Source organism: Marinomonas aquimarina (genome assembly GCF_900089755.1).
Classification (GTDB): Bacteria; Pseudomonadota; Gammaproteobacteria; order Pseudomonadales; family Marinomonadaceae; genus Marinomonas; species Marinomonas aquimarina.
Map to the genome: position 1 here is coordinate 159,723 of NZ_FLOC01000005.1, position 25,288 is coordinate 185,010.

Genomic DNA, 25,288 nt, shown 5'->3' on the forward strand with positions numbered 1-25,288 from the left:
TAGTTTCTCTACCCATTAACGAGTGCGGCGTGCAGGTGAGCCTTTACTCTTCGAGCGATTGGCGCCGCCCTTACCGGCTGGTTTCGAACCTGCAGGACGGGGACTGGTTGGTCGATTTGCTCCAGCACCATTGCCGGATGCTTTATTCGATTTACGCTGATTACGCTCGTTCTCAGCGTTTTTCTCCATGGTTGGGCGGTTGCTGGTATGAGATGCCCCGGTCTTCTGACCTGGCTTAGCCTTACTTGGACGACGTGGCGTACGCTGGTCTTTCTCTTCGTCCGGTACCAACTGATGCTTCGCGTTACCAATCAGATCGGCACGGCCCATCACACGTAAGGTTTCACGCAGCGCTGGCCAGTTTTTCGGATCGTGGTAGCGCAAGAAGCCTTTTTGTACGGTACGCTCTTTGTAATCTTTTGGCGTGTGCACGTTTTCACTCTTGTACGTCACACCATGAAGCGGGTTCTTACCGGAGTGGTACATGGCCGTCGCTAATGACATCGGCGATGGGTAGAAGGTCTGTACCTGATCTGGTTTAAAGTCATTTTTCTTCAACCACACCGCAAGGTTCATCATATCCTCATCGCTGCTGCCTGGGTGCGCTGCGATAAAGTATGGGATCAAGTGTTGTTTCTTACCCGCTTCTTTGGAGAACTTATCAAACATCTTCTTAAAGCGGTCATAGGTGCCCATGCCCGGCTTCATCATCTTCGACAAGGTGCCCTCTTCCGAGTGCTCTGGCGCGATCTTTAATAAGCCACCAACATGGTAAGTCACCAACTCACGTACATACTCAGGGTCTTCCACCGCCAAGTCATAACGCAAACCCGATGCAATCGATACCTTATGAATGCCTTCTACCGCACGAGCTTTACGATACAGCTCTGTGGTCGGGCTGTGATCGGTCTTAAGGTTCGAACAGATCGTCGGATAGACACACGATAACTTACGGCACGATGCTTGAATTTCATCGTCCTTACAGTTGAGGTGGTACATGTTCGAAGTCGGACCACCTAGGTCAGAAATATGGCCGGTAAACCCTGGTACCTTGCGCTTAATGTCTTCGATCTCGTTCAAGATCGACTCATGGGAGCGCGACTGAATCACGCGCCCTTCGTGTTCGGTGATGGAACAGAAAGTACAGCCGCCAAAACAACCACGCATGATATTGATCGAGGTTTTGATCATATCGTAGGCCGGAATACGGGCTTTTTTATACTTTGGGTGCGGAATGCGCGCATAAGGTAAATCAAACACACCATCCATTTCCGGTGTTTCCAATGGGATTGGTGGCGGATTGACCCAAATCTCTTTCTTGCCGTGTTTTTGAATCAAAGCACGGGCATTATGCGGATTCGACTCTAAGTGCAAAATACGCGAAGTGTGAGCGTACAACACAGGGTCTTTGGAGACTTTTTCAAACGATGGTAGACGGATATAAGTTTTCTCAGGGTCGAGTTTTTCCCCTTTGCGCAGCGGCGCCGGGATGACTCGAATCGGCATCACATCATCGTCTTTGTCTTCTTCACCGGTTTGGCACTTGCCCTCAGGAATGTACTCATAAGGGCTGTAGATTTGATCAACCTTACCTGGCCAGTCGACACGGGTAGAGTCAATTTCAGTGTAACCACCTGGCGGCAGATCACGAATAATGGTGGTACCCCGCACATTAACGATGTCGTCAATACTCTTGCCATTGGCAATCGCATGGGTCACATCAATGATGGCACGCTCAGCGTTACCGTACAGCAGGATGTCGGCAGTCGAGTCCACCAACACTGAACGGCGCACTTCGTCACTCCAGTAATCGTACTGGGCAATACGACGTAGACTCGCCTCGATGCCACCAATCATTACAGGCACATCATGGTAGGCTTGCTTACAGCGCTGCGAGTATACGATGACAGCACGATCAGGTCGTTTACCGCCTTCGCCATAGGGCGTGTAAGCATCGTCATTACGTACTTTAAGATCCGCCGTGTAGCGGTTAATCATAGAGTCCATGTTCCCCGCCGTGACACCGAAATATAAATTCGGACGGCCAAGACGCATAAAGTCATCAGGGCTGCGCCAATCGGGCTGATCAATAATACCGACACGGAAACCTTGGGCTTCCAACACGCGCCCCATCACCGCCATACCAAAACTTGGATGGTCGACGTAAGCGTCGCCAGTGACAATAATGACGTCACAGCTGTCCCAACCTAGGGCATCCATTTCTTCACGGCTAGTCGGTAAAAATGGCGCAACGCCATAACATTCTGCCCAGTAAGGCGAATAAGAGAAAATATCTGGAGCGGTTTTGTGTCGTTTGATCATATGAACTCTATCCCAAGCGATGATCGCTTGGGAGATTGGTGAATCTGGAAGCGTTGAGGTCACTATTATCCCAGAAAATTAGTCAGGTATATAGGGATATTATTGACTGGTAATGCGCCACACCGTTTCTTCATAAAAGGTGCGATCTTCCCCTTGGTAGCGCTCATCGACTTGCAGTAGATCCTCGCTCGCCACTTTTCGAATCCACTCGCCCCAAAGCTCGGTCACTTCAAAATCCAACACCGAGAACGGCGGCCCCATTTGATCCCCATCGTAGCTCAAGGTAATCAATAGTAGAGAGGCTTGAGGTGATAAGCGCTGCTTGGTGTGCAAGACATATTCTTCACGCTTTTCTTCCGGCATGGCCACTAATGCGGCACGGTCGTAACAAGCATCAAAGCCAGTTTCTTCAAAATCGAAGTAGTCGCCTTCGATGATACGCAAAGGTAGATCATTGGCCGTGTGGATTTTGAGGCTGCCCACATGCTCAGTGTGATAGGTTAAATCGTTATCACCGAAAAACTCCACTACCGCCATTGGCGACAGCTCCACACCCGTTACGTTATAGCCTTGATTAGCCAACCACAATAAATCCGCTGATTTGCCACACAAAGGCACCAGCACTTTGGCACCACGGGCCACTTGGGGCCAGTATTGTACCAACCATGGATTCACTTCATCGCGATGGAAGCCAATGCGTCCAGACTGCCAGCGCTCTAACCAAAATTCATTTGTAACCACGTGCACCTCTAGGATGTGTTAACATTTTGCTTAATACGTTGGATAACACCATTGTATAAAAAGCTTATACCAATAACATGACAGCAAATATGCAGAATAAATCCATGTCATTAGATTCCGCTCCAGACCATATCAAGCTAGCCGTCGATTTGATCGCCCTGCTAGAAGAGAATGAAATCCCGAACGATACTGCCATTGCAGCCTTAAAAATTGTCTTACAAGACTACCAACAAAAAGCCGCTAGCTCGCCTCATACGACGGCCGCTCCGCCATCATCGACGGCGGATTAAAAAACGTCGCCAAAGGCTGTTTGGCGGCCTCAATCACAGAGTGATGCTGCCAAATAGGTGCTTGATCCTTATCCACTAATAGGGCTCTCACCCCTTCACAGAAATCACCATGCACACTGATATTGACCGATAAAATGGTTTCTCGTTCAAACACCGCCGCTAAACTCTGTCCTTTCCCCCAGTTTAGCTGCTCTAGAATCAAACAGGCAGATAAAGGACTCCCTTTTAGGAAATTATGACGCGCCGCCATTAGGGTTGGGCTGTCATTATCAAAGTGCTTAAACGAGTGGTAGATATTGACGATGTCGCCACTCATAAGCTTTTCCAGCTCTTTCTCATGGGCGATCAGTTCAGGTTTTAACAACGGCAAGTCATCTGACAAAGTAAAGCCATGCAACACACGCTCAATATGCTGCGCCACATGCTCATGACTGTTGTCTTCCAAGGTACCTGCGGCCAACTGATCCAGCAGCTCTTGATAGGCTTCATCGCAAATATAATGAGTGGCCAGCCCCAGCTCACAGGCGTCTGTGGCATTGACTTGGTAAGCCGTTAAAGCAAGAAAGCGGGCGAAATGTTCAGGCAGCTGATTAAGAAAGTAGCTGGCCCCGACATCTGGATACAGGCCAATCTTGATTTCCGGCATCGCTAGGCGACTGGAGGGCATCACCAAACGATAGCGTGCTCCCATAAAGAGCCCCATACCACCGCCCATCACATAACCGTGGCCCCAGCAAATAATGGGCTTACGATACTCTTGAATCAGTTGGTCTAATTGATATTCGTGGCCAAAATAGTGCTGACTAAAGGCGCCTTGGTCCCCTTGTTCGGCAATGGCGCGATAGACATCGACCACATTACCGCCGGCACAGAAAGCTTTTTCGCCCTCCCCTTCCAGCAAAACAGCGACAATATAAGGATCGTCTTGCCAAGCCTGCAACTGTTGTTGCATGGTTTTAATCATGTCTAACGACAAGGCATTTAGAGTTCTGGCTGAATTCAGCCGAATGCGACCCAGCTTAAAATGGCTGGCAAAAGGCAGAGATGAGAATTCCACCGAGTGAGACATAAGCGCTCCGTTATTATTTTTCTTGGTCTATTTCGTCCTATTGTTGTTTCAAAGTAGCGGAACTGGGCGAGCGGAACAATAGTTTTAAGACTAATGTCGAGCAGAGGCAAAAAAGCCCCGTTTGATGTCACTCAAACGGGGCTTTTGAAAAGAACCAATCACCTGACTTAGCGCTTCGGCGCAAAAGGGTTATCAGACGACTTAAATTCAAACGAAATCGGCGTACCTGTAATGTTCAATACGGTACGGAATTTGTTCTCGAGGTAACGTTTGTAACTGCCTGGCAAAGCATCCGTCTGGTTACCGTGTACCACAATACGCGGTGGGTTAGAGCCACCTTGGTGGGCGTAACGTAGTTTGATACGACGACCTCTGACCATTGGCGGCTGGTGCTCGGCTACCGCATCTTCCAAAATACGCGTTAGACGGTTCGTTGACCACTTAGCGTAACAAGACTCGTAAGTCTCTTCGATGGTGTCATACAGGTCACCCACACCGGTACCGTGTAGCGCTGAGATGTAATGCACCTTAGCGTAGGGTACGAAGCCAAGGCGACGCTCGACTTCCTTCTTAATGTGCTCACGATCCTCTTTCTTCAAGCCATCCCACTTGTTGATGGCAATCACCAAACCACGGCCCGCGTCTAGAACGTAACCAATCATGTGCAGGTCTTGCTCTACCAGGTCTTCATGGGAGTCGATCACACAGATTACCACGTTAGCGTCTTGGATCGCCTGCAAAGTTTTAACGATGGAGAACTTCTCAACCGCTTCCTTAACATGCTTACGACGACGCACACCTGCAGTATCGATTAGGGTGTAATCTTTGTCATGGCGTTTGTACGGAATGTAGACACTGTCACGCGTCGTTCCCGGCATGTCATACACCACCACACGCTCTTCACCCAGCATGCGGTTCACCAGTGTTGATTTGCCAACGTTAGGACGACCTACCACACCGATACGAATACCTTTGGCATTAAACTCGATCTGATCGCGCATTTCCGCGATACGTTCTGCGAAAGGCAGCATAACCGTATCGATCAGTGAACGAACACCTTTGCCATGGGCCGCAGCCAATGGGTAAAGTTCGCCCATGCCCAATGCGTAGAAGTCTGCTAGTGCGATGTCTTCATTGATACCATCGGTTTTGTTGACCACTAGGTAAACCGGCTTTTCAGAACGGCGTAGGTGATTGGCAATCATTTCGTCGGCAGGGTTCAGACCATGACGACCGTCCACTAGGAATAGCACCACATCCGCTTCTTCAATCGCAAGCAACGACTGACGCGCCATATGCTCATCAATACCCTGCTCATCACCACTGATACCACCCGTATCAATAACAATAAATTCGTGTTCCCCTGCTTTACCGTCACCGTATTTTCGGTCACGCGTCAGGCCAGGATAGTCCGCTACCAACGCATCACGTGAGCGTGTCAGCTGGTTAAACAGGGTAGATTTTCCAACATTGGGTCGACCGACCAATGCAATAACTGGGATCATTTTTTCAACCTATAAAAATACAAAGTGGCTGCTACGCCTTTTGAGCGAAGCAGCCTCTTCAAAAATTGCTTTGAGCTTTCGCTCTAGACAACGTCTACTACCAATAGTGTAAAGCTGTCACATTTGCAGTTGGCGTAAGTATAAACAATTGTTCATCATTCGACACCATGCGACTGCCAGCCGGACGACGAGAATCGGCTAAGGTCCAAGCCTCTGCCTCTCCAGTGGAGCGATTCAGCAAGTGGATCCAGCCGCCGCGGTCCAACACCGCTACATAATCTTTATAAAAAACCGGTGATGCTAGATCACGATCTTTTAAGCTATCGTTTTCCCACAGGGTTGAGCCGTTACGTGCATTTAAGCTGTGCACTACGTTATTTTGATCAATCACCGCTAACTCGCTGCCATTGACCGCAACCCCTACCGCACTGGAAATACTACGCTGCCAAACAGGACGACCGGTTTGCAGTGCAAGCGCCGTCACCGTGCCGTTGTAAGCCACGGAATAAAGCAGGCCATTGCTCACGACAAAGCGACCACGAATATCAGAAAGGCGTTCAATTTCATAACGACCTTCCGGTTTGCCGACTGCATATTCCCAAATCTGGTCGCCCGTTTGCAGGTTGTAAGCTTTCACTTTACCCGTAGCAAAACCAGCAATGACTTTGCCATCGGCAATCACCGGCGCCGTGTTGCCACGCACTGTCAAGGCAGGCAAATCTTCTTTGTCGCGCCACAGGGTATTGCCCGTCTCTGCGTCCATCACTGTTAGCCAACCGTCGCCGGTTAAGACGGCCACACGGCCTTGACCGTTACCCGTTTCTGATAAAATTTCAGAGGTTAACGATTTCGTCCACAGCACTTTCGACTCGGCTAAGGAAACTGCGACTAACTCGCCATCGTAGGTACCAAAGAAGACGTCATCACCGTAGCGAGAAACGCCGGCACTTGGACGAAAGCCTGTTGCAACGTGAACGATTTGACCACCGGAAGACTGCTCTAGCTCGTAGACATCACCACGATTGGTGACTAGCGCTAAGGTGTCGCCTTGGGCAACCATGTTGTAGGTTTCCGTTTGCTCGCCCGCTTGGCCGTTGACCTTGGTACGCCAATGAGCATCGAAGTACACTTGCTGATCAATACCCGCTGGCGGCGGTAACAATCGAGTTGAACAACCCTGTAGTAATGCAGCACTGACAACGGCTGCCGCGATCATTGGCTTCCACATAGTTAACTAGCCCTTCACCAGATCTTTTAGTTTGATCTCTAATAGAGGGTGCTGTGCACCTTCGCCCATGGCTGCCGAGGCACTTTCGTAGGCTTCACGAGCTTGGTCTCGCTTGCCCTGCGCTAACAGAATGTCACCGCGTAACTCTTCAACCTGACCAGCAAACTCTGACTGTTGTACCGCATTCAATGTTGCAAGTGCTGAATCGTATTGTTCTTGCTCAGCTTGTAAGCGAGCGATACGAATATTCGCCACCGCATCAAACGCCGCATCTTCGGACTGTTCAACCACGGTCGATAGTGCCGTCACAGCAGCATCGTAATTGCCTGCTTGGGCATCGATACGCGCCACGAACAGCTGACTAAACATGGCATAGCCTGTGTCATCGTAATCGTCCGCTAATTGCTGAGCGATAAAACGTACCGTTTTCTGGTTTTCTTCCTTATCCAGATCTGACGCTGCTTCGGTCAGATTTTGGTACAGCGAAGAGGCTTCCGCTAGATGGTTAGCTTGGCTGGTCTGCCATGCTTGGAAACCAAAGTAGCCACCGACACCGACAGCTACCGCTAATACCAGAGAGGTACCGTTTTTCTTCCACCACGCTTTAAACGCTTCGATTTGTTCTTCTTCAGTTTTTACTTCAGACACACTGTGTTCCTCATAATCCTATTGCGAACGGCTGTGCTCAATATTAACCGTTAAGCTTTTCCAACAAGCTTGCGACCAGCGCATCATTTGCGCAAGACGTCTGTTCACCTGTCTGCATGTCTTTTACTTGTACCACGCCTTCTGCGACTTCCGTTTCACCTAGAATGAGGGTAAAACGTGCGCCAGATTTATCGGCTTTCTTCATTTGGTTCTTGAAGTTACCACCACCACAATGACGTAGCACGGTCCAGCCTTGACCAGCATTACGCAGAGCTTCGGCCACAACAAATGATTGAAGTTCCGCTGCGTCACCAAAGCTCACCACAAAAATGTCAGTCGTGTCTTTGGCTTCTGCTGGGATCAACTCTAACGTTTCCAGCAACAGTACGAGACGCTCAACGCCCATAGCAAAGCCCACTGCAGGAGTGGCACGGCCACCGAGTTGTTCAACCAGACCATCGTAACGACCACCGGCACAAACCGTCGCCTGAGCACCTAAGTGAGACGTCACCCACTCAAATACCGTTTTACCGTAGTAGTCCAAACCACGAACTAGTTTACGGTTGATCACGAATGGCACATCGTTGGCTTTCAAGATCGCTTGTAAACGCTCAAAGTGCTGTTGCGATTCTTCATCAATGAAGTCTTCAAGGCTTGGCGCATTGGCCAACACTTTCTGCGTTGCTTCATCTTTCGAATCCAAAATACGCAGTGGGTTGGTTGAAAGACGACGCTGACTGTCTTCGTCTAGCTGATCTTTAAATTCGGTTAGGTATTCTACCAATGCCGCTTTAAAGGCTTCACGGGCAGCCGCCACACCGATGGTGTTTAGCTGCAGTTCAACGTGTTCTAGCAGGCCAAGTTTTTTCCATAGACGCGCGCTTAAAATAATCAGCTCAGCGTCAATATCAGGGGTCGACATACCGAATGATTCGACACCGATTTGGTGGAATTGACGGTAACGGCCTTTTTGTGGGCGCTCGTAACGGAACATCGGACCAACATACCAAAGGCGCTGAGTTTGATTGAACAGTAAGCCCGCTTGATCGGCTGCACGAACACAGCTTGCGGTACCTTCAGGACGTAGGGTTAGGGACTCACCATTACGATCATCAAAGGTGTACATTTCTTTTTCAACAATGTCCGTTGTTTCACCCACGCCACGTTTGAACAATTCTGTATGTTCAACGATTGGGAAACGGATCTGTTGATAACCGTAGCCACTAACCACTTCAGTAACTGTTTTTTCTAGGTACTGCCAAACTGATGATTGGCCCGGCAGAATGTCATTCATTCCGCGAATTGCTTGTACTTTACGACCCACTATTCGTGCCCTTATGACTTAGCGATAAGATTGGATTCTTCTTTCTCTTTGGCATCTGCTTTTTCTCGAATCATTCGTTCAAGATCGTCTACCAAAGTTTCATTTTTAACTTTTGTGTTGGGCTTACCGTCTAGGTAAACCAAGTTATTTGGTGAGCCACCGGCTAGACCAAGATCCGCTTCTTTAGCTTCACCTGGACCATTGACGACACAGCCAATCACGGCCACGTCCATCGACACCTTGATGTCTTCTAGGCGCTCTTCTAACTCATTCATGGTTTTGACCACGTCAAAGTTCTGACGCGAGCAACTTGGGCAGGCAATAAAATTGATGCCACGGTTACGCAATTTCAAACTGCGTAGCATATCCCAACCGACTTTTACCTCTTGTACCGGATCCGCCGCCAACGACACTCGCAAGGTGTCGCCAATGCCATCCATTAATAGCAAACCAAGACCGATCGAGGATTTCACTGTACCAGAACGTAAGCCACCGGCTTCGGTGATCCCCAAATGCAGCGGGTTATCAATTTGCGAGGCAATTTTACGGTAAGCGTCCACCGTCATGAAGATATCAGAGGCTTTTAAGCTCAACTTAAACTCTTGGAAGTCGAGCGCATCAAAGTACTCAATTTGACGGAAGGCCGACTCTACTAGAGCGTCAGGTGTTGGCTCGCCATACTTTTTCTGTAGATCTTTTTCCAGAGAACCCGCGTTCACACCGATGCGAATCGGGATATTCTTGTCGCGTGCGCAATCCACCACAGCACGAACACGGTCTTTGTTACCGATGTTGCCGGGGTTAATACGCAAACAATCGACGCCATATTCAGCGACTTTCAAAGCGATTTTATAGTCAAAGTGAATGTCTGCTACCAATGGCACAGATACCTGCTCACGGATCGCCTTAAAAGCTTCCGCTGCGTCCATAGAAGGCACAGATACGCGAACAATGTCCGCGCCAGCATCTTGGATCGCACGAATTTGCGCAACCGTAGCCGCCACATCACAGGTTTCTGTGTTGGTCATACTTTGCACACTGATTGGGGCACCACCACCAACCGGCACATTGCCCACCATGATTTGACGTGATTGACGGCGTTTAATAGGTGATTCGAAATGCATGTTTCTCTCTACTCAAGCTCAAATCGAGCTAGATCTTTGCGTACGTAAGAAGAGAAGTCGAACTGCTCTCCCTGGTAAATAAATTCAGACACACCAGGCGCATAACCTAGAGTTACTCGGTATGGTGCTTGGCCATCTAATTCAAGGCTACTGCCAGCAGATTTTACGCCAGAAAAAAGAATTCGGCCGCTGCTATCACGAATTTCAGTCCAACAATCGGCTGAAAACTGCAGCACAATGTCATGACTTGCGACGACGGGCTCAGGCGCTACCGTAGCAGGCTCGGCAACGTTTTCTGGTTCACGGGCCGCTTCGGCGACTTGTTCTGTATCGACCCCAGCATCTTCTAATAAGGCAATGGTCTCAGCAGACAACCCTGTCACTACCTCGTCAGCCGCCTCTTCTGTGGTATCACTTAGGCTCTCAGTTAGCGCTGCAAAGTCAATCTCAGCATCGGTTACTTCAGAATCAGTTTGAGTGGCTGCCGCAGGCGCTTCAATCGTATCCATATTAGAGGTGTTTTCATCTTCCGCTGCTTGCGTCATTTCGTCGCTCACTTGCTCTTGTGCTACAGCAGAGCTCTCTTCTGGTTCTGAGGATTGCGACGGCCACCAAAACACTACAAAAGCGATGATGGCAATAATGATCGCGGAAACGATCACAAAGATGGGGTCACGACCAGAGGATTGCGCTTGAACATTATCCACTGGGCGTAAATGGCTTTCTTTCACAGACTGCTGCTCATCAAAAGCAGCCAACACTTGATGATGATCTAGGCCTAATAGACGGCAGTAGCTTTTTAGATAGCCACGGGCAAAAGTAGCGGAACGAAAGCGCTCAAAGGCACCATTTTCTAGGGCATAGACACTGTCAATGGACAGCTTTAATTCGGTAGCCACCTGTCGCTCATCCAGCGCCAGGCTTAGACGTTTCGCTCTGAGGGTCTGACCAATATCCAAAGCCTGTTTGCCTTGCTCAGGAGCAATATCCATCTCTAATTCGGTTGTCATGATCTTACCTTGGTAAAGCAGGCGGAAAGTGCTTAGCTACCCAAATGTAGGCCCCCCCCTGCAATGACGCGCAGGACTGACAAAACGGTAGCGTAACCAGTCCAATGTAGCGGACCAACCAATGCCTGAATATTAATAAAAAGCACTTTCTTTTATTCGCTTTGTATTAAATCAAGATTGCGGCCGCCCATCAAACCAATCACGCGAAAATGATGAAAATCTTTTCTATCAACGGCAGGTTTTTGAGTGAATCTGACGTGTTACTGACAACAGGCGTCCACATCAGACTCTTTTCCTACAATAACGGGCTTATTCCGTCACTTCACGCAGTTCAATGTATTTCTGTGAACGGCGAGTTTTATCAAGGAAATCACCCACCAGCTGACCACACGCTGCATCAATATCATCACCACGGGTAGTACGTACCGTTACCGTGTAACCGTCGTCGGCCAAGATTTTTTGGTAACGACGCGTTTGGTTATTCGATGGCTTTTCGTAACCGGAATGCGGGAACGGGTTAAATGGAATCAAGTTGATCTTACATTCTAAGTTTTCAAGCAACTTCGACAGTTGACGCGCATGCTCTTCCTGATCGTTCACACCGGCCATGACCGTGTACTCGATGGTGATATGACGCTTGTCTGGCAGGTTGTCCAAATAATGCTGGCAGGCTTCTAGCAGATCTTCGATTGGGTACTTTTTGTTGATCGGCACCAATTCATTACGCAGCGCGTTATTTGGTGCGTGCAAAGAGATCGCCAAGGATACATCGGTACGCTTAACCAAATCGTAAATACGTGGCACCACACCAGAAGTACTCAGTGTCACGCGACGCTTAGACAAACCGTAAGCATTGTCATGCATCATCAGCGTCATGGCATCCACCACTGGTTCAAAGTTCATCAGCGGTTCGCCCATGCCCATCATGACCACGTTAGTGACGCGACGCGGGCCGTTTGGATCCATCGGACCAAAAGATTTGATCGCGATCCACACCTGACCAATGATTTCTGCAGGCGTTAGGTTACGGTTAAAGCCCTGCTTACCGGTCGAACAGAAACTACAATCCAAAGAACAACCAACCTGTGAAGACACACATAAGGTCGCACGATCACCATCCGGAATCAGAACCGCTTCAACACAGTTATTCTGGCCACCTTCAGTGCGAATGATCCACTTGCGCGTACCATCGGTAGAAATGTTCTGTGAAACAATTTCCGGTGCACGGATCTCACAGATGTTTTCCAACTTAGCGCGCAACTTCTTACTAACATCCGTCATTTCTTCAAAGGACTCAGCGCCCTTTTGATGAATCCATTTCATCACTTGGGTTGCACGGAATTTCTTTTCGCCGATCGACTCAAAGAACTCGATGAGTTTATCAGGTGAAAGGCCAAGTAAATTAACTTTTGGGGTGTCAGTCATAGGTATCAATCATTCGCTCTAAAGCGTTAAGTGTAGACAAAAAAGCTTCTGAAAAGGGATTACGCTTTTCAGAAGCCTCTGCAAAGAAGCGGGCCATAGGCCCGCTTCCTCTTAAACCTGCTTTTCTAAATTGAAAAGGTAGGTCTTAAATCAATTACTTACCGAAAAAGTAAGCAACTTCACGTGCAGCAGACTCAACAGAGTCAGAACCGTGAACAGCGTTCGCATCGATAGACTCAGCGTAATCTGCACGTAGAGTACCAGCAGCAGCTTCTTTAGGGTTAGTTGCACCCATTAGCTCGCGGTGACGTAGAACAGCGCCTTCGCCTTCAAGAACAGAAACAACAACAGGACCAGAAGTCATGAATGCAACTAGGTCGTTGTAGAATGGACGCTCTTTGTGCTCAGCGTAGAAACCACCAGCTAGCTCGTCGTCTAGTTGAATCATTTTCGCTTCAACGATTTTCAGACCAGCACGCTCGAAACGAGTGTAGATTTCACCGATTACGTTTTTAGCAACAGCATCTGGCTTGATGATAGATAGAGTGCGTTCTAGCGCCATGTTAAACTCCAAATTTGAATTTCAATGGCCACACGATATTGTGGGGCCGACTAATAAGTTTTAGCGTGCGGATTATACGCATGTCTTTATGAAATTTGTATGTATCCACAGCGTTTTTTTTTAGGGTAAAACGCGAAAATACGCGTTTTTAAACAATTTATGCGCCACGCAACTGAGATACGGCGTTTTTCACGGTTTCGATAACGAAATCGATCTCTTCTGCTGTGGTAAAGCGCCCCACCGACATACGCAGTGATGCATGGGCCAATTCGTCTGATAAACCAATGGCACGCAGCACATAGGAAGGCTCTAGGCTGGCAGAAGTACACGCCGAACCAGATGAAAGCGCCACGTCGGCTAACGACATCAACAGCACTTCCCCTTCAACACCATCAAAGCCAACATTGATCACGCCAGCGACACGATTTTCTGAATCGCCATTTAGGTGTACGCCAGGCATTTCCGACAAACCCTGCCACAGCTTTTCACGTAATGCCGTGATGCGCTCGCAGTCGCTTGCCATGTCCGCTTTGGCAATAGCAAAGGCTTCGCCCATGCCCACGATTTGGTGGGTCGCCAATGTACCTGAACGCATGCCACGCTCATGGCCACCACCATGAATCTGTGCTTCCAGCTTCACTTTCGGCGAGCGGCGTACATACAAGGCACCAATGCCTTTCGGGCCATAGGTTTTATGGGCCGTCAACGACATCAAGTCAACGTTCATTGCATTGACATCAATCGCAACTTTGCCAGTCGTTTGTGCTGCATCCACGTGCAGATAAATACCACGGGCACGAGTCTCTTTGCCGATGGCCGCAATATCCGTCACGACGCCTAACTCATTATTGCCGTGCATTAACGATACTAAAATCGTATCGTCACGCAGCGCTGCAACAACGCTGTCCACGGCAACTTCGCCATGAGCATTAGGCTGTAAATAGGTCACTTCAAAGCCTTCTTTCTCAAGCTGGCGGCAAGGGTCCAGTACGGCTTTGTGCTCAATCATTGAGGTCACAATATGGCGCCCCTTCAGCTTATTCGCTTGCGCCACACCTTTGATCGCCAGATTGTTCGCTTCTGTTGCACCGGACGTCCAAACGATTTCACGGGCATCCGCCTCGATTAGCTCCGCCACCTGCAAACGCGCATCTTCCACAGCCTCTTCTGCACGCCAGCCAAATAGGTGCGAGCGCGAAGCAGGGTTGCCAAAGTTGCCGTCTTGGGTCAGACATTGCATCATTTTTTCGGCAACACGTGGATCTACCGGTGTCGTCGCTGAGTTGTCGAGGTAAACAGGTGTTTGCATTAGAACTCTCCGAGGTAACGCAGGTTAAACAGATGCTTGGGCAATGGCTTGTACACGCCCCACAATCGAGCGTAGGCCGTTACCACGAGTAGGACTCAAGTGACTTTCAAGATCCAACTCAGAGAAATAGCCATCAATGTCGAATGCTAAAATGTCGGCCGGCGTTCTCTCGTTGTAAGCCGCCATCACTAACCCCAACAAGCCACGCACAATCACCGCATCGCTATCGACAGAAAAGGTTAACACCTCTCCTTTGGTCGCATCTTGCGCACTGCCAGGTTGAATCCAGACATTACTCTGACAACCTTTCACTAAGCGCTCTGGGGTACGCCAAGCGTCGTCGAACTCAGGCAGAGACTTGCCTAAGTCGATAATGTATTTGTACTTCTCTTCCCAATCATCAAAGAAAGAAATGTCATCAATAATCTCTTCTGGTGTCGGTAAAGACATAACGCCTCGCTAAATTGAGTCTCTGAATTAAATAGTGCGATAGATTGAATGGCACAAAAAGAAACGGCCAATGGTTGAAGTCATTGGCCGTCGCTATTGTAGTCGATTTTACGCTGGAACTGTATGCGTTAGAAGAACAAGCCAGCTTCAAGCTGTGCTTCTTCACTCATCATTTCACGTGACCATGGTGGATCAAATACAAGCTCAACATTCACATTGGCAACATTTGGTACTTTTGCCACACGATATTTCACATCGCTTACCAGTACAGGTCCCATGCCACAGCCTGGAGCCGTTAGCGTCATTTGAATAGCAACGCCCTTGTCTGCTTGATCAACCGCTACCTTATAAACCAAACCTAGGGACACCAAACTGATGGGAATCTCTGGGTCATAGACACTGTCCAATGCTTGCCATACTTGCTCTTCAACAATCTGACCTGAGCCATCGTCCGCGAAGCTCAGTACTTCTGGCTCCTGACCGATAGCATCCGCATCAGTGCCATCAATACGTAGCATGTTGCCTTGAAAAGTCACCGTGTAATTACCACCCAACGCTTGGTTGATGGTAATAAACTGACCTTCTGGAATGGTGGTGGGTTCACCGCTTGGGACTCGGCGAGCGGGACACTCGCGCTGAGTTACGACCATTTTCTGCATGCTGTTAATTCACACTAAAGCTTTCGCCGCAGCCGCATTCCGCAACCACATTGGGGTTATTAAATTTTACCACTTGGTTAATGCCTTCGCGCACCAAGTCAATCTCCGTACCTTTTAACAAGGTCAAAGACTCATCGTTAATCGCGAGCTTCACACCATCAAAATCTATGATGGCATCACCCTCTTGCGCCGCGTCAACGATATCAAGTACATAAGCGTAACCTGTACAGCCACTCTCTTTGGTGCTCAGGCGGACAAGGCTACCTTCATTTTGCGACGTAAGCTTGGATGCAAAAAACTTACGTGCAGCATCGGTCATGGTGACCGACTGATTCGGATCGAATGTTTCTGTCGACATAATGCCTCCTAGGCCAACATCATGTACACTTTTTTCAAAGCTTTAAAGAATTGCTCGACTTCTTCAATCGTAGTGTAAATCGAGAACGACATACGTGCCGTACCTGGCACGCCAAAACGAGCCATCAAAGGCTGGGCACAGTGATCACCGGTACGAATCGCAATACCTTGACGGTCTAGCAAGAAACCAATGTCCGCAGGGTGACCTTGGTCCAATACAAAACTGAACGCACCAACTTTGTCTTCCGCTTCACCGATCATGCGCAAACCATCAAACTCTTTGGCAAGCTCGGTTGCACGCGCCATCAGAGCTTTTTCATGCGCCGCCACCTCAGCATAGTCAAATGAACTGAACCAACGGATAGCCTCACCCATGGCAATGGCATCACCAACATTTGGCGTGCCCGCTTCAAGGCGATAAGGCAACACATTCCAAGTCGCGTCTTGTAGCGTCACGACAGAAATCATCTCGCCACCGGTTTGCCATACAGGCCATTCAGCCAACAACTCTTCTTTGCCCCATAACGCACCAATGCCCATCGGACCGTAGATTTTATGTCCTGAAAAGGCATAAAAATCGCAACCAATGTCTTGTACGTCGACATTACCGTGGGCAATACCTTGAGCACCGTCGATGAACACCCAAGCATCAAATTGCTTCGCTTGCTCCGTCAACCATTTAACCGGGTTTACCGTACCCAGCGAGTTGGATACATGCGGGAAAGCCACCAGCTTGGTATTTTCATTTAGCAATGAAACGTACGCGTCTAGGTCCAGCTCGCCTTTATCGGTTACTGGCACAGTACGAAGCGTCGCACCTGCTGCTTTACAAGCTTGCTGCCAAGTAACAATGTTGGCATGGTGTTCCATGCCCGTCACGATTACTTCATCAGAGCTTGTAAGCAGTTTCGACAAACCGTTGGCAATCATATTGATGCCTTCAGTCGTACCAGACGTCCAAATTACTTCTTCACGCTTAGGCGCGTTAATGAAGTCTTTAATGATGTCGCGTGCATTCTCAAACTTACGCGTCGCTTCATCCGCTAGACGGTGCGCGCCACGGTGTACGTTCGAGTTATAGTGAGAGTAATACTCCACCAGCGCATCAATGACACACTGCGGCTTCTGGGTCGTCGCCGCGTTATCAAGATAGATAAGAGGATTGCCATCGATTTCGCGTTTTAAAATGGGAAACTGCTCGCGAATAGCAGCGACATCAAGACTCATGGACTTCTCGCTTATTTCACTTCCATCTGAGAAAATCGGTCACGAATAATCGGACGCACCCATTCCGCCAACTCTGCAGTTGGCATCTGGTCGATCAACTCATTAATAAAACCAAAGCTCAACATTAGCTGTGCTTGGGAACGACTAACACCGCGTGTTTGCAGGTAGTACAAGGCCTTCTTATCGATCTCTGCGATGGTCGCGCCGTGGGCACAACGCACATCGTCAGCGTAGATTTCCAGCTCAGGCTTAGTATTGATTTCCGCCTTGTCAGACATCAACAAGTTGCGGTTATTTAGCTCAGCCAAGGTCTTCTGCGCATCACGGTGAATATGGATACGGCCGTTGAATACCGCACGGCTGCTATCGCCAGCAATACCACGAATATTTTCTTCCGTGGTACAGTTTGGCACCGCGTGCTCAACGTTAGCGTGCAAGTCGAACAACTCTTTACCGTCTAGCAGGTAGATGGCATTCAGCTTAGCGTCCGCTTTTTCACCCGCGTGAATGATATCTGTATCAATACGCTGTAAATCGCTACCAAAGCCAATGATGCTGCTGTTCAAAGACGCACTTTCTAGCAGTTTAAAGTGACACCCACCGATGGCCACATTGTCTGCAGCCTGCAACGCAAAACGGTAATGCTCAAGCGTTGCTTCAGCACCGATTTGGTATTCGGTGTAAGCTGTGGTTAGGGACGCACCCTGACCTTCAGCGTTTTCCACTACTTTAAGGGAAGCACCGGCTTTGATGTCAACGATCACACGAATGTGGCCTTGGGCACCATTGCTTAGCAAGTTGTTGATACGTAGCAATTGCTCAATTGCTACGCCTTCCGCAACCGTTACCACAGCAACGTCAGCGGCTAGCACATCATTGACTAGACCGAATACATGACGCTCGGGCTTGATCTCTGCGAACAAGCTCGACTCTTGCATTTCAATCGTCAGACCTTCAGGTAGATCTTCTGGTAGCGATACCAGCTGACCGTCCACAAACGTCAACTCAAGGAATTCAAGACCTTCAACCGCTACCGGTTCAAGCTCAGGAGATTCTTCTTTAAAAATGGCCGCACTGCGCTCTACTGCACGAAGTGGTGTGTACTTCCATGCTTCCGTTTTACGGGTTGGCCATTTAATGTCTTTTAATAGCGCAAGCGACGTCGCTCGCTGGTCTTCAAAACCATCTTGAATGCTGTCGGCACGAGCGATGGCTTGTTGTAACCATTCACTCATGATTAATCCTCTAGCTCGTCTTCTGTAGGCTCAGCTTGCAACCAAGAGTAACCTTGTGCTTCCAGCTCTTTCGCCAGTGACGCATCACCGCTTTTCACGATTTTGCCGTCTGCAAGCACGTGTACAAAGTCAGGCTTGATGTAGTCCAGTAGACGCTGGTAGTGCGTCACAACGATGAAGCTACGCTCAGGAGAACGCTGGCTGTTAACACCGTTTGCGACCACTTGCATGGCGTCGATATCTAGACCTGAATCGGTTTCATCTAGGATACAAAGCTTTGGTTGTAGCAAAATCATCTGCATGATTTCGTTACGTTTCTTCTCACCACCGGAGAAGCCTTCGTTCACACCACGTTTAAGGAATGACACTGGCAAGTTCACTTGCTTACACGCTTCTTTGGCAATTTTCAGGAATTCAGCAGACGTCAATGCTTCTTCACCGCGTGCTTCACGCTGCGCATCAACCGCTACTTTCAAGAACTCAAGGTTGCTCACGCCAGGAATTTCAACTGGGTATTGGAACGCTAGGAAAAGACCTGCACGGGCACGATCCTCTACTTCCATCTCAAGTAGATCTTCACCATCTAGAGTGGCAGAACCGCTGTCTACTTCATAGCCATCACGACCAGACAGAACATAGCCTGTAGTCGATTTACCAGCACCGTTCGGGCCCATTATGGCATGAACTTCACCTGGTTTAATGTCTAGGTTGAGACCTTTGAGAATGTTTTTTTCTTCTACACTCGCGTGCAAATCTTTGATCGATAACAAAGTGTTTTCGTTTGACATGTTCAATGGGTTCCTCAACCTAACCAACAGAGCCTTCAAGGCTAATTTCGAGAAGTTTGCCTGCTTCAACGGCAAACTCCATAGGGAGTTCTTTAAATACTTCTTTACAGAAGCCGTTTACAATCATAGAGACTGCTTTTTCAGGATCTACGCCACGCTGACGACACAAGAACATCTGGTCATCGCTTACTTTAGACGTGGTCGCTTCGTGCTCTACGATCGCCGATGGATTACGACTTTCTACGTATGGGAATGTGTGTGCACCACACTGATCACCGATCAGCAAGGAATCACATTGTGTGAAGTTACGCGCCCCTTCTGCACCTGGGTTCATACGCACTAGGCCACGGTAAGAGTTGTTACTTTTACCGGCAGAAATACCCTTAGAGATGATCGTCGACTTAGTGTTCTTACCGATGTGGATCATCTTCGTACCGGTGTCCGCTTGCTGACGGCCACGGGTTAGGGCAACAGAGTAGAATTCACCAACACTGTTATCACCTTTTAGGACACAGCTTGGGTATTTCCAAGTTACTGCAGAACCCGTCTCAACTTGAGTCCAAGAGATCTTAGCATTGGTGTGACACACACCACGCTTAGTTACGAAGTTATAAATACCACCTTTACCTTCTTCGTCACCTGGGTACCAGTTCTGTACCGTTGAGTACTTGATCTCAGCATCGTCTAGGGCAACAAGCTCAACCACTGCGGCGTGCAATTGGTTTTCATCACGTTGCGGCGCGGTACAACCTTCTAGGTAGCTTACATACGAACCTTCATCAGCAATGATTAGGGTACGTTCAAACTGACCAGTGTTCTGCTCGTTAATACGGAAGTAAGTCGACAGCTCCATTGGGCAACGTGTGCCTTTTGGAATGTAAACAAATGAACCGTCTGTAAATACCGCACAGTTCAATGCCGCGAAGTAGTTGTCCTTAGTCGGAACAACGCTACCGATGTACTTTTTAACTAGATCAGGGTATTTGTGAAGTGCTTCAGAAATCGGGCAGAAGATAACGCCGGCTTCTTCTAGCTTCTCACGGAAAGTGGTTACAACTGAAACCGAGTCAAAGACTGCGTCCACCGCCACACCCGCTAGCATTTGTTGCTCAACCAGTGGGATACCTAGCTTTTCGTAGGTACGCAGAAGCTCTGGATCCACTTCATCAAGCGACTTAGGTTTGTCTTTCATACTCTTTGGAGCAGAGTAGTATGACACCGCCTGGTAGTCGATCTTAGGGTAGGACACGTGAGCCCAGTCAGGCTCTTCCATTTCTTGCCAAACACGAAACGCATTGAGACGCCACTCGAGCATCCACTCAGGTTCACCTTTGACTTCAGAGATTCGGCGAATCACGTCTTCATCGAGACCAGGCTCGAAGGTTTCTGATTCCACTGCAGAAACGAAGCCCGCTTCGTACTCTCGAGCTAACGCCTTATCAATCTGCTCAGTCATATTAGAAACTCACTCATTCTTCCAGGGTAACACCCTGCTAGTTGTGTTCGTTAACCGATGAGGGCTGCAGAGATCTTCTCTTGAGAAGCTGAAGCCGACATCTTGCTGTCATTATTTTGTCGTTCGGCTACCAGCCGAACATCTTGGCGCTTGACCAGATTTTCCAGACTAATTTGACTTAGAAAATCATGGATCTGATTACTCAAGTCGCACCATAAATGGTGAGTCAGACACGTATGTCCACCTTGGCAATCACTGCGGCCTTGGCAACCAGTTGCATCCACGGATTCATTTACCGCATCAACAATCTGTGCGACAAAGATTTCGCTTCGGTCGCGACTTAGACGATAACCGCCACCTGGTCCTCTGACACTGATCACAAGTTGACGCTTTCGCAACTTCGCAAACAGTTGTTCCAAGTAAGATAACGAGATACCTTGGCGACTGGAAATATCTGAGAGCGACACAGGCCCATTATCAGTGTGCAGAGCCAGATCAAGCATTGCAGTTACCGCGTAACGACCTTTTGTTGTTAAGCGCATAAACTTTCCACTTACATGCTATTGGGTAACCTTGATCATACAAAAACCTACTATTTTGATCAAGTATTTACCCGACTAAGTTAGTAGGTTATTAGCCCTTACCTAGATTATGCGGTATTTTAAGGGCAACCATGCTAAAACTGAATAAATTCCGGCATATTTGTTGTTATATCTTTATGGTTTTGTCCGATACGTATAATAAGTAACCAACTTTCCAGCGACTAAGGAGCCGCCATGAGTAAGTTAGCGGAAAATAAAGAACAAACAGAAAACTCTGACAGCACTGAGAAGGCAAAACGCAACCTGCCAATCGGCCTTATCGTGGGCTTTTTAATTTGCTTTTTGCTCAGTGTCGCCGCGTCAGCTGGCATCACCTACTCTTTGGTCACCTCCAACAACCCGACACAACTGATCACTGAGCAGCAGTCAGAAGTCGAAACACAGCTTGCCGCCATGCGCCAGAGTATAGAGCAGCAAAATGCCACCTTAAGTGCTATTAACGCCGAAAACGAAACCCTTAAAACCTATCTACGCCACAGCAGCGCTACCGCTTTAAAGAACATCTTGATCAATCAAGAAGAGAACATCCAAGCCTATCTATCCGTCATGCGACAAGCAATTGGTGACTTAGGGGAACTCGTTCCAAGAAGCAGCGACTGGGAAACCACCTATCAATATCAAATGGATATTGCTCTGAAGGCCAGTATGGAGCGCACCACCCTACTCAATCTCTTAAAAACGGGCGAGCCACCCGCTTCTTCCACCAGCGTGCCCGCACAGTCCACCACTAGCCCATAAAAAAAGCCCGATCCGTGATCGGGCTTTTTTAGTCGGCATCGCTTACGCTTCTACCGCTGCTTCCACCGACATACGTTCTCGATTCTTTGCGCGTTCCGCCAAAATATCCTTTCGCCCAATGTAAAGCAGTGGTACCACAATCAATGCTGCACCAAGCATTAAGCTCATATCGATCGTTTCACCAAACATCACAAAACCCGCTAAGATGGCAAACAACAGCCCTGAGTATTCCGCCGAACTCACTTGGCTTGACGCTACATAGCGATAGCCCACCAAGCATCCCAAGCTATATAACACGGAACAGATCGATGAACCAAAAGCCAAGCCGAGCTGCTCCCAAGAGAGCGCACCACCTTCCCAAACAGCCAACCCTGCGGCAACAGGTAAGGCACATACTTGGGCAACAAATAGACCATGCATCGCGCCCTGCCCTTGTGGCAGCTTGCGCACCAGCAAACTATTGACCGCCAGTACAAACGCAAACCCTAACGCACTCACCATCCCCCAACCAATATAACTTGGCTTAAGGATCACCAGCACACCAAGAAAGCCAGACAACGCTGCGAATAGCACGGTCTTGGTTAACTTTTCACGATAAAACACCACCGCGAGTAAAATAATAAAAATAGGCGCGGTATAGAAAATGGCATTGGCGGTTGCCAAGGGTAACTGCGATAGAGAAACCACCAACAGCACTGACGTCAATACCCATAGATTGCCACGCAGTACATGCAGCTTAAGACCCGCAAAAGGCTGCTCCGCACGTTGCCATAACACAAATGGTGCCAACACCAGACACATAAACAAAACACGGTAAAAGGTAAACTGAAATACCGCTTCACCAGCCCCCGCTAACTTAATGAACACATCACAGATGGTGGCCATCAAATTTCCCAGTACCAACACCAAAATAGCACTACTAACCGTCTTTCCAGACATGGCAAAACTTCCTCACCCATATTTGCAACTGGCGCGAAGTATAGAGCCGGTCTAAAATCCAATAAAATGATATAATTTTATTCAGTATTAGTTTTTTAGATCAAAAAATATGAACCTACCTCCACTAAAATCCCTGCCTGTGTTTGAGGCTGTGGCACGTTTAAACAGTTTCTCTTTGGCTGCCAATGAACTACACATCACCCAAAGTGCAGTCTCACACCACATCAAAGGACTAGAAGATTACCTAGGTGAGCAGCTGTTTATCCGCTCTGGGAGAAAGCTCGAGTTAACGGTGGAAGGAAGACAATACTTAGACAACATTACCGGCTCCCTCAACCAAATCGCGCGAGCCACCGAAAACGTCAGAGGCATTACAGAAACCAAACTTCGCTTAGCGGTGTACAGCTCTTTTGCCGTATATTGGCTCATCCCAAGGTTACCTAAGCTGAAGCGCCAACACCCCAACCTCGATCTCACCATTGAAATGACTTTTTCAGAACCAGAACTCTCCGACCGTATTGCTGACTGTTTTATCACGGTTGAAAACGATAAGCGTGGCTTTGAGTTTGATTGGTTTTATACCGAGCGACTATTCCCTGTCTGTAGCCAAAGCTTCTATCAAGACCTTCTCTCGGAACTTGGTATCGACACCACGGAAGAACTGGAAGCTCTTCTTAAACAACAACCGGAAGTGCTAGCAAAGTTTCCACTAATCACTTCTTACAGTATGTATGAGCGTTATGCAGAGGACTGGAGAAGGTGGTATTTAGAACAAGAGAGAGCACTACCAGAAGGAATTAACTTCCATCGCTTTAGTCACTTGATGTTGGCCCATGAAGCCGCAGCGCATTCATTAGGCATCGCCCTAGTGAATGACTATATGTTTAATGAAACTACGCCAGAGGATGGCTTGGTTAAGCTGCCTTGCACCATACACAATGCACAAGACAGCTTCTATATTGCCTACAAGCACAGTAGACGACATGAACCAGCTTTAACTCAATTAAGAAGCTGGCTACGCAATGAACTTAACGAGCTAACTCTGCCTTAGCATAGCTGGCCTTGGCAGATGCCTGCACATGTTTGCGCTCTTTTGCTACCGCCAAGACAAAGAACAACAACTCGGTGGCAGCAATCATCACAATACTGTAACCAAGCAACTCAGTCCCTTCTTCGACAATGTTTTTTACCGTACGAACATAGGCATCGCCCATCACACTTTGCCAAAAGCTGGTACGACCAAACATGCGAGAGAATGCCAGCACAACCACCAAGCCTGCGACCACAAAACCAAAACTTGAGGTCTGAGAGAAACGCTTTAACGAGTCGTAGCTGTCCTTTACTTGATTACGCAGGCCATACACAGTGGCAATAATCACTGCACCGACAATGAGCTGCCATGCGCCGTCAAAGACTTGAGCGTCTAACAGAGAGTCCGACTCACGGACAAACATCATAAACATGAGTGCCCCAAGCAGAATACAAGCTTGACGCAAAGGCTTTGACAGATAAGCACACACCATAAAGGTTAACGCACTCGAGAAGGTAAATAGGTCTTGCAGATGCTCCACCAAAGACGACTCACCATACTCAGCAGCCGTGCCGAATTGAAATGCCTCTAAAGCGATGCACTGTGCAATCCCTGCTAATGCCAATAAGTAGATTAAACCACGCAAAATAAACATTAGATCACCTAACACACTTTTATTAAGCTAATGTTAAGCAATTTCCAAACCTAGATATACATGACAAAGATGCGTTCCTAAATACTTATCATTATGCAAAATACGTGCATTAGGAGCGCTATAACAGAAACAGCCACCAACGTTTGAATTCGAAATGGGATTCGCTGGATTTTCAGAGATCAGATTCTTTCCCTTCAAACCTGAGTCGCTGTTAAGGGGGGATCGAAATGACATCATTACCCCACTTGTACGACCCGACTCCGTTCGAGGAGCAAAGGCTTTATCATGGGGTAATTTACTTCACACAGCGAAGTCCTACGAAGCCTGCACCACATTGTAGGACCGCGGTTCCCGCGGGAAAATGTCACTGTCAGAGGATAGCTCGTACGACCCGATTCTACCGGGATATCATATCGGGGTGAGCCCCCTCCCACACATCGCGGTTGTGTTGCGGTATCTCAGGCGTCCTGTAGTGGTCTAATAAAACCGGACACCATTTAAGGTGGTAATATAGCCACATCAAAAGAGGTGTCCAATGACAAAACAACGTCGTACATTTTCAACAGAGTTTAAGCATGAAGCAGCCTGCTTAGTG

25 protein-coding genes are annotated in these 25,288 nt (G+C 48.3%); 3 read left to right on the forward strand and 22 right to left on the reverse strand.

The window, feature by feature from the left end:
- Positions 1–15: 15 nt before the first annotated feature.
- Positions 16–2,322 carry a YgiQ family radical SAM protein gene (locus MAQ5080_RS06035; RefSeq protein WP_067206930.1) on the reverse strand — a complete coding sequence of 769 codons (2,307 nt, stop codon included), beginning with the start codon at positions 2,320–2,322 and terminating at the stop codon, positions 16–18.
- A 99-nt stretch (positions 2,323–2,421) separates the two neighbouring features.
- Positions 2,422–3,063 carry a thiopurine S-methyltransferase gene (locus MAQ5080_RS06040; protein WP_082861029.1) on the reverse strand — a complete coding sequence of 214 codons (642 nt, stop codon included), beginning with the start codon at positions 3,061–3,063 and terminating at the stop codon, positions 2,422–2,424.
- A gap of 104 nt (positions 3,064–3,167) precedes the next feature.
- On the opposite strand from MAQ5080_RS06040, the gene rsmS reads away from it, so the two are divergent.
- Positions 3,168–3,353, forward strand: coding sequence for a pleiotropic regulatory protein RsmS (rsmS, locus tag MAQ5080_RS17205; protein WP_082861033.1), 186 nt, complete (start codon positions 3,168–3,170; stop codon positions 3,351–3,353).
- Here the strand turns inward: rsmS and MAQ5080_RS06045 are convergent.
- The 18 genes from MAQ5080_RS06045 to iscR all read right to left on the reverse strand — a co-directional run bounded on the left by MAQ5080_RS06045 (position 3,304) and on the right by iscR (position 21,271).
- Positions 3,304–4,422, reverse strand: coding sequence for an enoyl-CoA hydratase/isomerase family protein (locus MAQ5080_RS06045; protein ID WP_067206935.1), 1,119 nt, complete (start codon positions 4,420–4,422; stop codon positions 3,304–3,306). The genes rsmS and MAQ5080_RS06045 overlap by 50 nt on opposite strands.
- A 167-nt stretch (positions 4,423–4,589) precedes the next feature.
- A complete protein-coding gene (gene der, locus MAQ5080_RS06050) occupies positions 4,590–5,927 on the reverse strand; it encodes a ribosome biogenesis GTPase Der (protein ID WP_067206938.1) in 1,338 nt (445 codons plus the stop codon).
- A 97-nt stretch (positions 5,928–6,024) separates the two neighbouring features.
- Positions 6,025–7,155 (reverse strand): outer membrane protein assembly factor BamB, encoded by a 1,131-nt coding sequence (gene bamB, locus MAQ5080_RS06055; RefSeq protein ID WP_067206942.1) that lies wholly within the window; start codon positions 7,153–7,155, stop codon positions 6,025–6,027.
- A gap of 6 nt (positions 7,156–7,161) precedes the next feature.
- Positions 7,162–7,803: a YfgM family protein gene (locus MAQ5080_RS06060; RefSeq protein ID WP_067206945.1), complete on the reverse strand. Its 642-nt coding sequence runs from the start codon at positions 7,801–7,803 to the stop codon at positions 7,162–7,164.
- Between the two features lie 43 nt (positions 7,804–7,846).
- Positions 7,847–9,127: a histidine--tRNA ligase gene (gene hisS, locus MAQ5080_RS06065; protein WP_082861030.1), complete on the reverse strand. Its 1,281-nt coding sequence runs from the start codon at positions 9,125–9,127 to the stop codon at positions 7,847–7,849.
- An 11-nt stretch (positions 9,128–9,138) separates the two neighbouring features.
- A complete protein-coding gene (gene ispG / locus MAQ5080_RS06070; RefSeq protein WP_067206948.1) occupies positions 9,139–10,251 on the reverse strand; it encodes a flavodoxin-dependent (E)-4-hydroxy-3-methylbut-2-enyl-diphosphate synthase in 1,113 nt (370 codons plus the stop codon).
- An 8-nt stretch (positions 10,252–10,259) separates the two neighbouring features.
- On the reverse strand, positions 10,260–11,261 hold the full coding sequence (locus tag MAQ5080_RS06075) for a RodZ domain-containing protein (RefSeq protein ID WP_067206952.1): 1,002 nt from the start codon (positions 11,259–11,261) through the stop codon (positions 10,260–10,262).
- 309 nt (positions 11,262–11,570) lie between these two features.
- The gene (gene rlmN / locus MAQ5080_RS06080) at positions 11,571–12,686 is read right to left on the reverse strand and encodes a dual-specificity RNA methyltransferase RlmN (RefSeq protein WP_067206959.1); all 1,116 of its coding nucleotides are present in this window, start codon (positions 12,684–12,686) and stop codon (positions 11,571–11,573) included.
- A gap of 154 nt (positions 12,687–12,840) precedes the next feature.
- Positions 12,841–13,248 (reverse strand): nucleoside-diphosphate kinase, encoded by a 408-nt coding sequence (ndk, locus tag MAQ5080_RS06085; protein ID WP_067206960.1) that lies wholly within the window; start codon positions 13,246–13,248, stop codon positions 12,841–12,843.
- Positions 13,249–13,405: 157 nt separating this feature from the next.
- Positions 13,406–14,557, reverse strand: a complete 1,152-nt coding sequence (locus MAQ5080_RS06090) for an IscS subfamily cysteine desulfurase (protein ID WP_067206961.1) — start codon at positions 14,555–14,557, stop codon at positions 13,406–13,408.
- A gap of 24 nt (positions 14,558–14,581) precedes the next feature.
- Complete coding sequence (locus MAQ5080_RS06095; RefSeq protein ID WP_067206963.1) at positions 14,582–15,007, reverse strand: SufE family protein; 426 nt, start codon at positions 15,005–15,007, stop codon at positions 14,582–14,584.
- A 128-nt stretch (positions 15,008–15,135) separates the two neighbouring features.
- Positions 15,136–15,666 (reverse strand): putative Fe-S cluster assembly protein SufT, encoded by a 531-nt coding sequence (sufT, locus tag MAQ5080_RS06100; protein WP_067206966.1) that lies wholly within the window; start codon positions 15,664–15,666, stop codon positions 15,136–15,138.
- 4 nt (positions 15,667–15,670) lie between these two features.
- Positions 15,671–16,024: a HesB/IscA family protein gene (locus tag MAQ5080_RS06105; protein WP_067206969.1), complete on the reverse strand. Its 354-nt coding sequence runs from the start codon at positions 16,022–16,024 to the stop codon at positions 15,671–15,673.
- A gap of 8 nt (positions 16,025–16,032) precedes the next feature.
- Entirely contained in the window at positions 16,033–17,250 is a 1,218-nt protein-coding gene (locus MAQ5080_RS06110; RefSeq protein WP_067206971.1) for an aminotransferase class V-fold PLP-dependent enzyme, read from the reverse strand.
- An 11-nt stretch (positions 17,251–17,261) separates the two neighbouring features.
- The gene (sufD, locus tag MAQ5080_RS06115; RefSeq protein WP_067206973.1) at positions 17,262–18,485 is read right to left on the reverse strand and encodes a Fe-S cluster assembly protein SufD; all 1,224 of its coding nucleotides are present in this window, start codon (positions 18,483–18,485) and stop codon (positions 17,262–17,264) included.
- A 2-nt stretch (positions 18,486–18,487) separates the two neighbouring features.
- The gene (gene sufC, locus MAQ5080_RS06120) at positions 18,488–19,273 is read right to left on the reverse strand and encodes a Fe-S cluster assembly ATPase SufC (protein ID WP_067206978.1); all 786 of its coding nucleotides are present in this window, start codon (positions 19,271–19,273) and stop codon (positions 18,488–18,490) included.
- A 19-nt stretch (positions 19,274–19,292) separates the two neighbouring features.
- Positions 19,293–20,729: a Fe-S cluster assembly protein SufB gene (gene sufB / locus MAQ5080_RS06125; protein ID WP_067206982.1), complete on the reverse strand. Its 1,437-nt coding sequence runs from the start codon at positions 20,727–20,729 to the stop codon at positions 19,293–19,295.
- A gap of 50 nt (positions 20,730–20,779) precedes the next feature.
- Positions 20,780–21,271, reverse strand: a complete 492-nt coding sequence (iscR, locus tag MAQ5080_RS06130; RefSeq protein WP_067206985.1) for a Fe-S cluster assembly transcriptional regulator IscR — start codon at positions 21,269–21,271, stop codon at positions 20,780–20,782.
- 234 nt (positions 21,272–21,505) lie between these two features.
- Between iscR and MAQ5080_RS06135 the strand changes: the two genes are divergently transcribed.
- A complete protein-coding gene (locus tag MAQ5080_RS06135; RefSeq protein ID WP_067206988.1) occupies positions 21,506–22,069 on the forward strand; it encodes a hypothetical protein in 564 nt (187 codons plus the stop codon).
- A 42-nt stretch (positions 22,070–22,111) separates the two neighbouring features.
- Here the strand turns inward: MAQ5080_RS06135 and MAQ5080_RS06140 are convergent, their stop codons facing one another.
- A complete protein-coding gene (locus MAQ5080_RS06140; protein WP_067206991.1) occupies positions 22,112–23,008 on the reverse strand; it encodes a DMT family transporter in 897 nt (298 codons plus the stop codon).
- A gap of 109 nt (positions 23,009–23,117) precedes the next feature.
- On the opposite strand from MAQ5080_RS06140, the gene MAQ5080_RS06145 reads away from it, so the two are divergent.
- Positions 23,118–24,059, forward strand: coding sequence for a LysR substrate-binding domain-containing protein (locus MAQ5080_RS06145; protein ID WP_067206994.1), 942 nt, complete (start codon positions 23,118–23,120; stop codon positions 24,057–24,059).
- Here the strand turns inward: MAQ5080_RS06145 and MAQ5080_RS06150 are convergent.
- Positions 24,037–24,693 (reverse strand): hypothetical protein, encoded by a 657-nt coding sequence (locus tag MAQ5080_RS06150; RefSeq protein ID WP_067206996.1) that lies wholly within the window; start codon positions 24,691–24,693, stop codon positions 24,037–24,039. The two genes, MAQ5080_RS06145 and MAQ5080_RS06150, sit on opposite strands and share 23 nt — an antisense overlap.
- Positions 24,694–25,288: the final 595 nt, after the last annotated feature.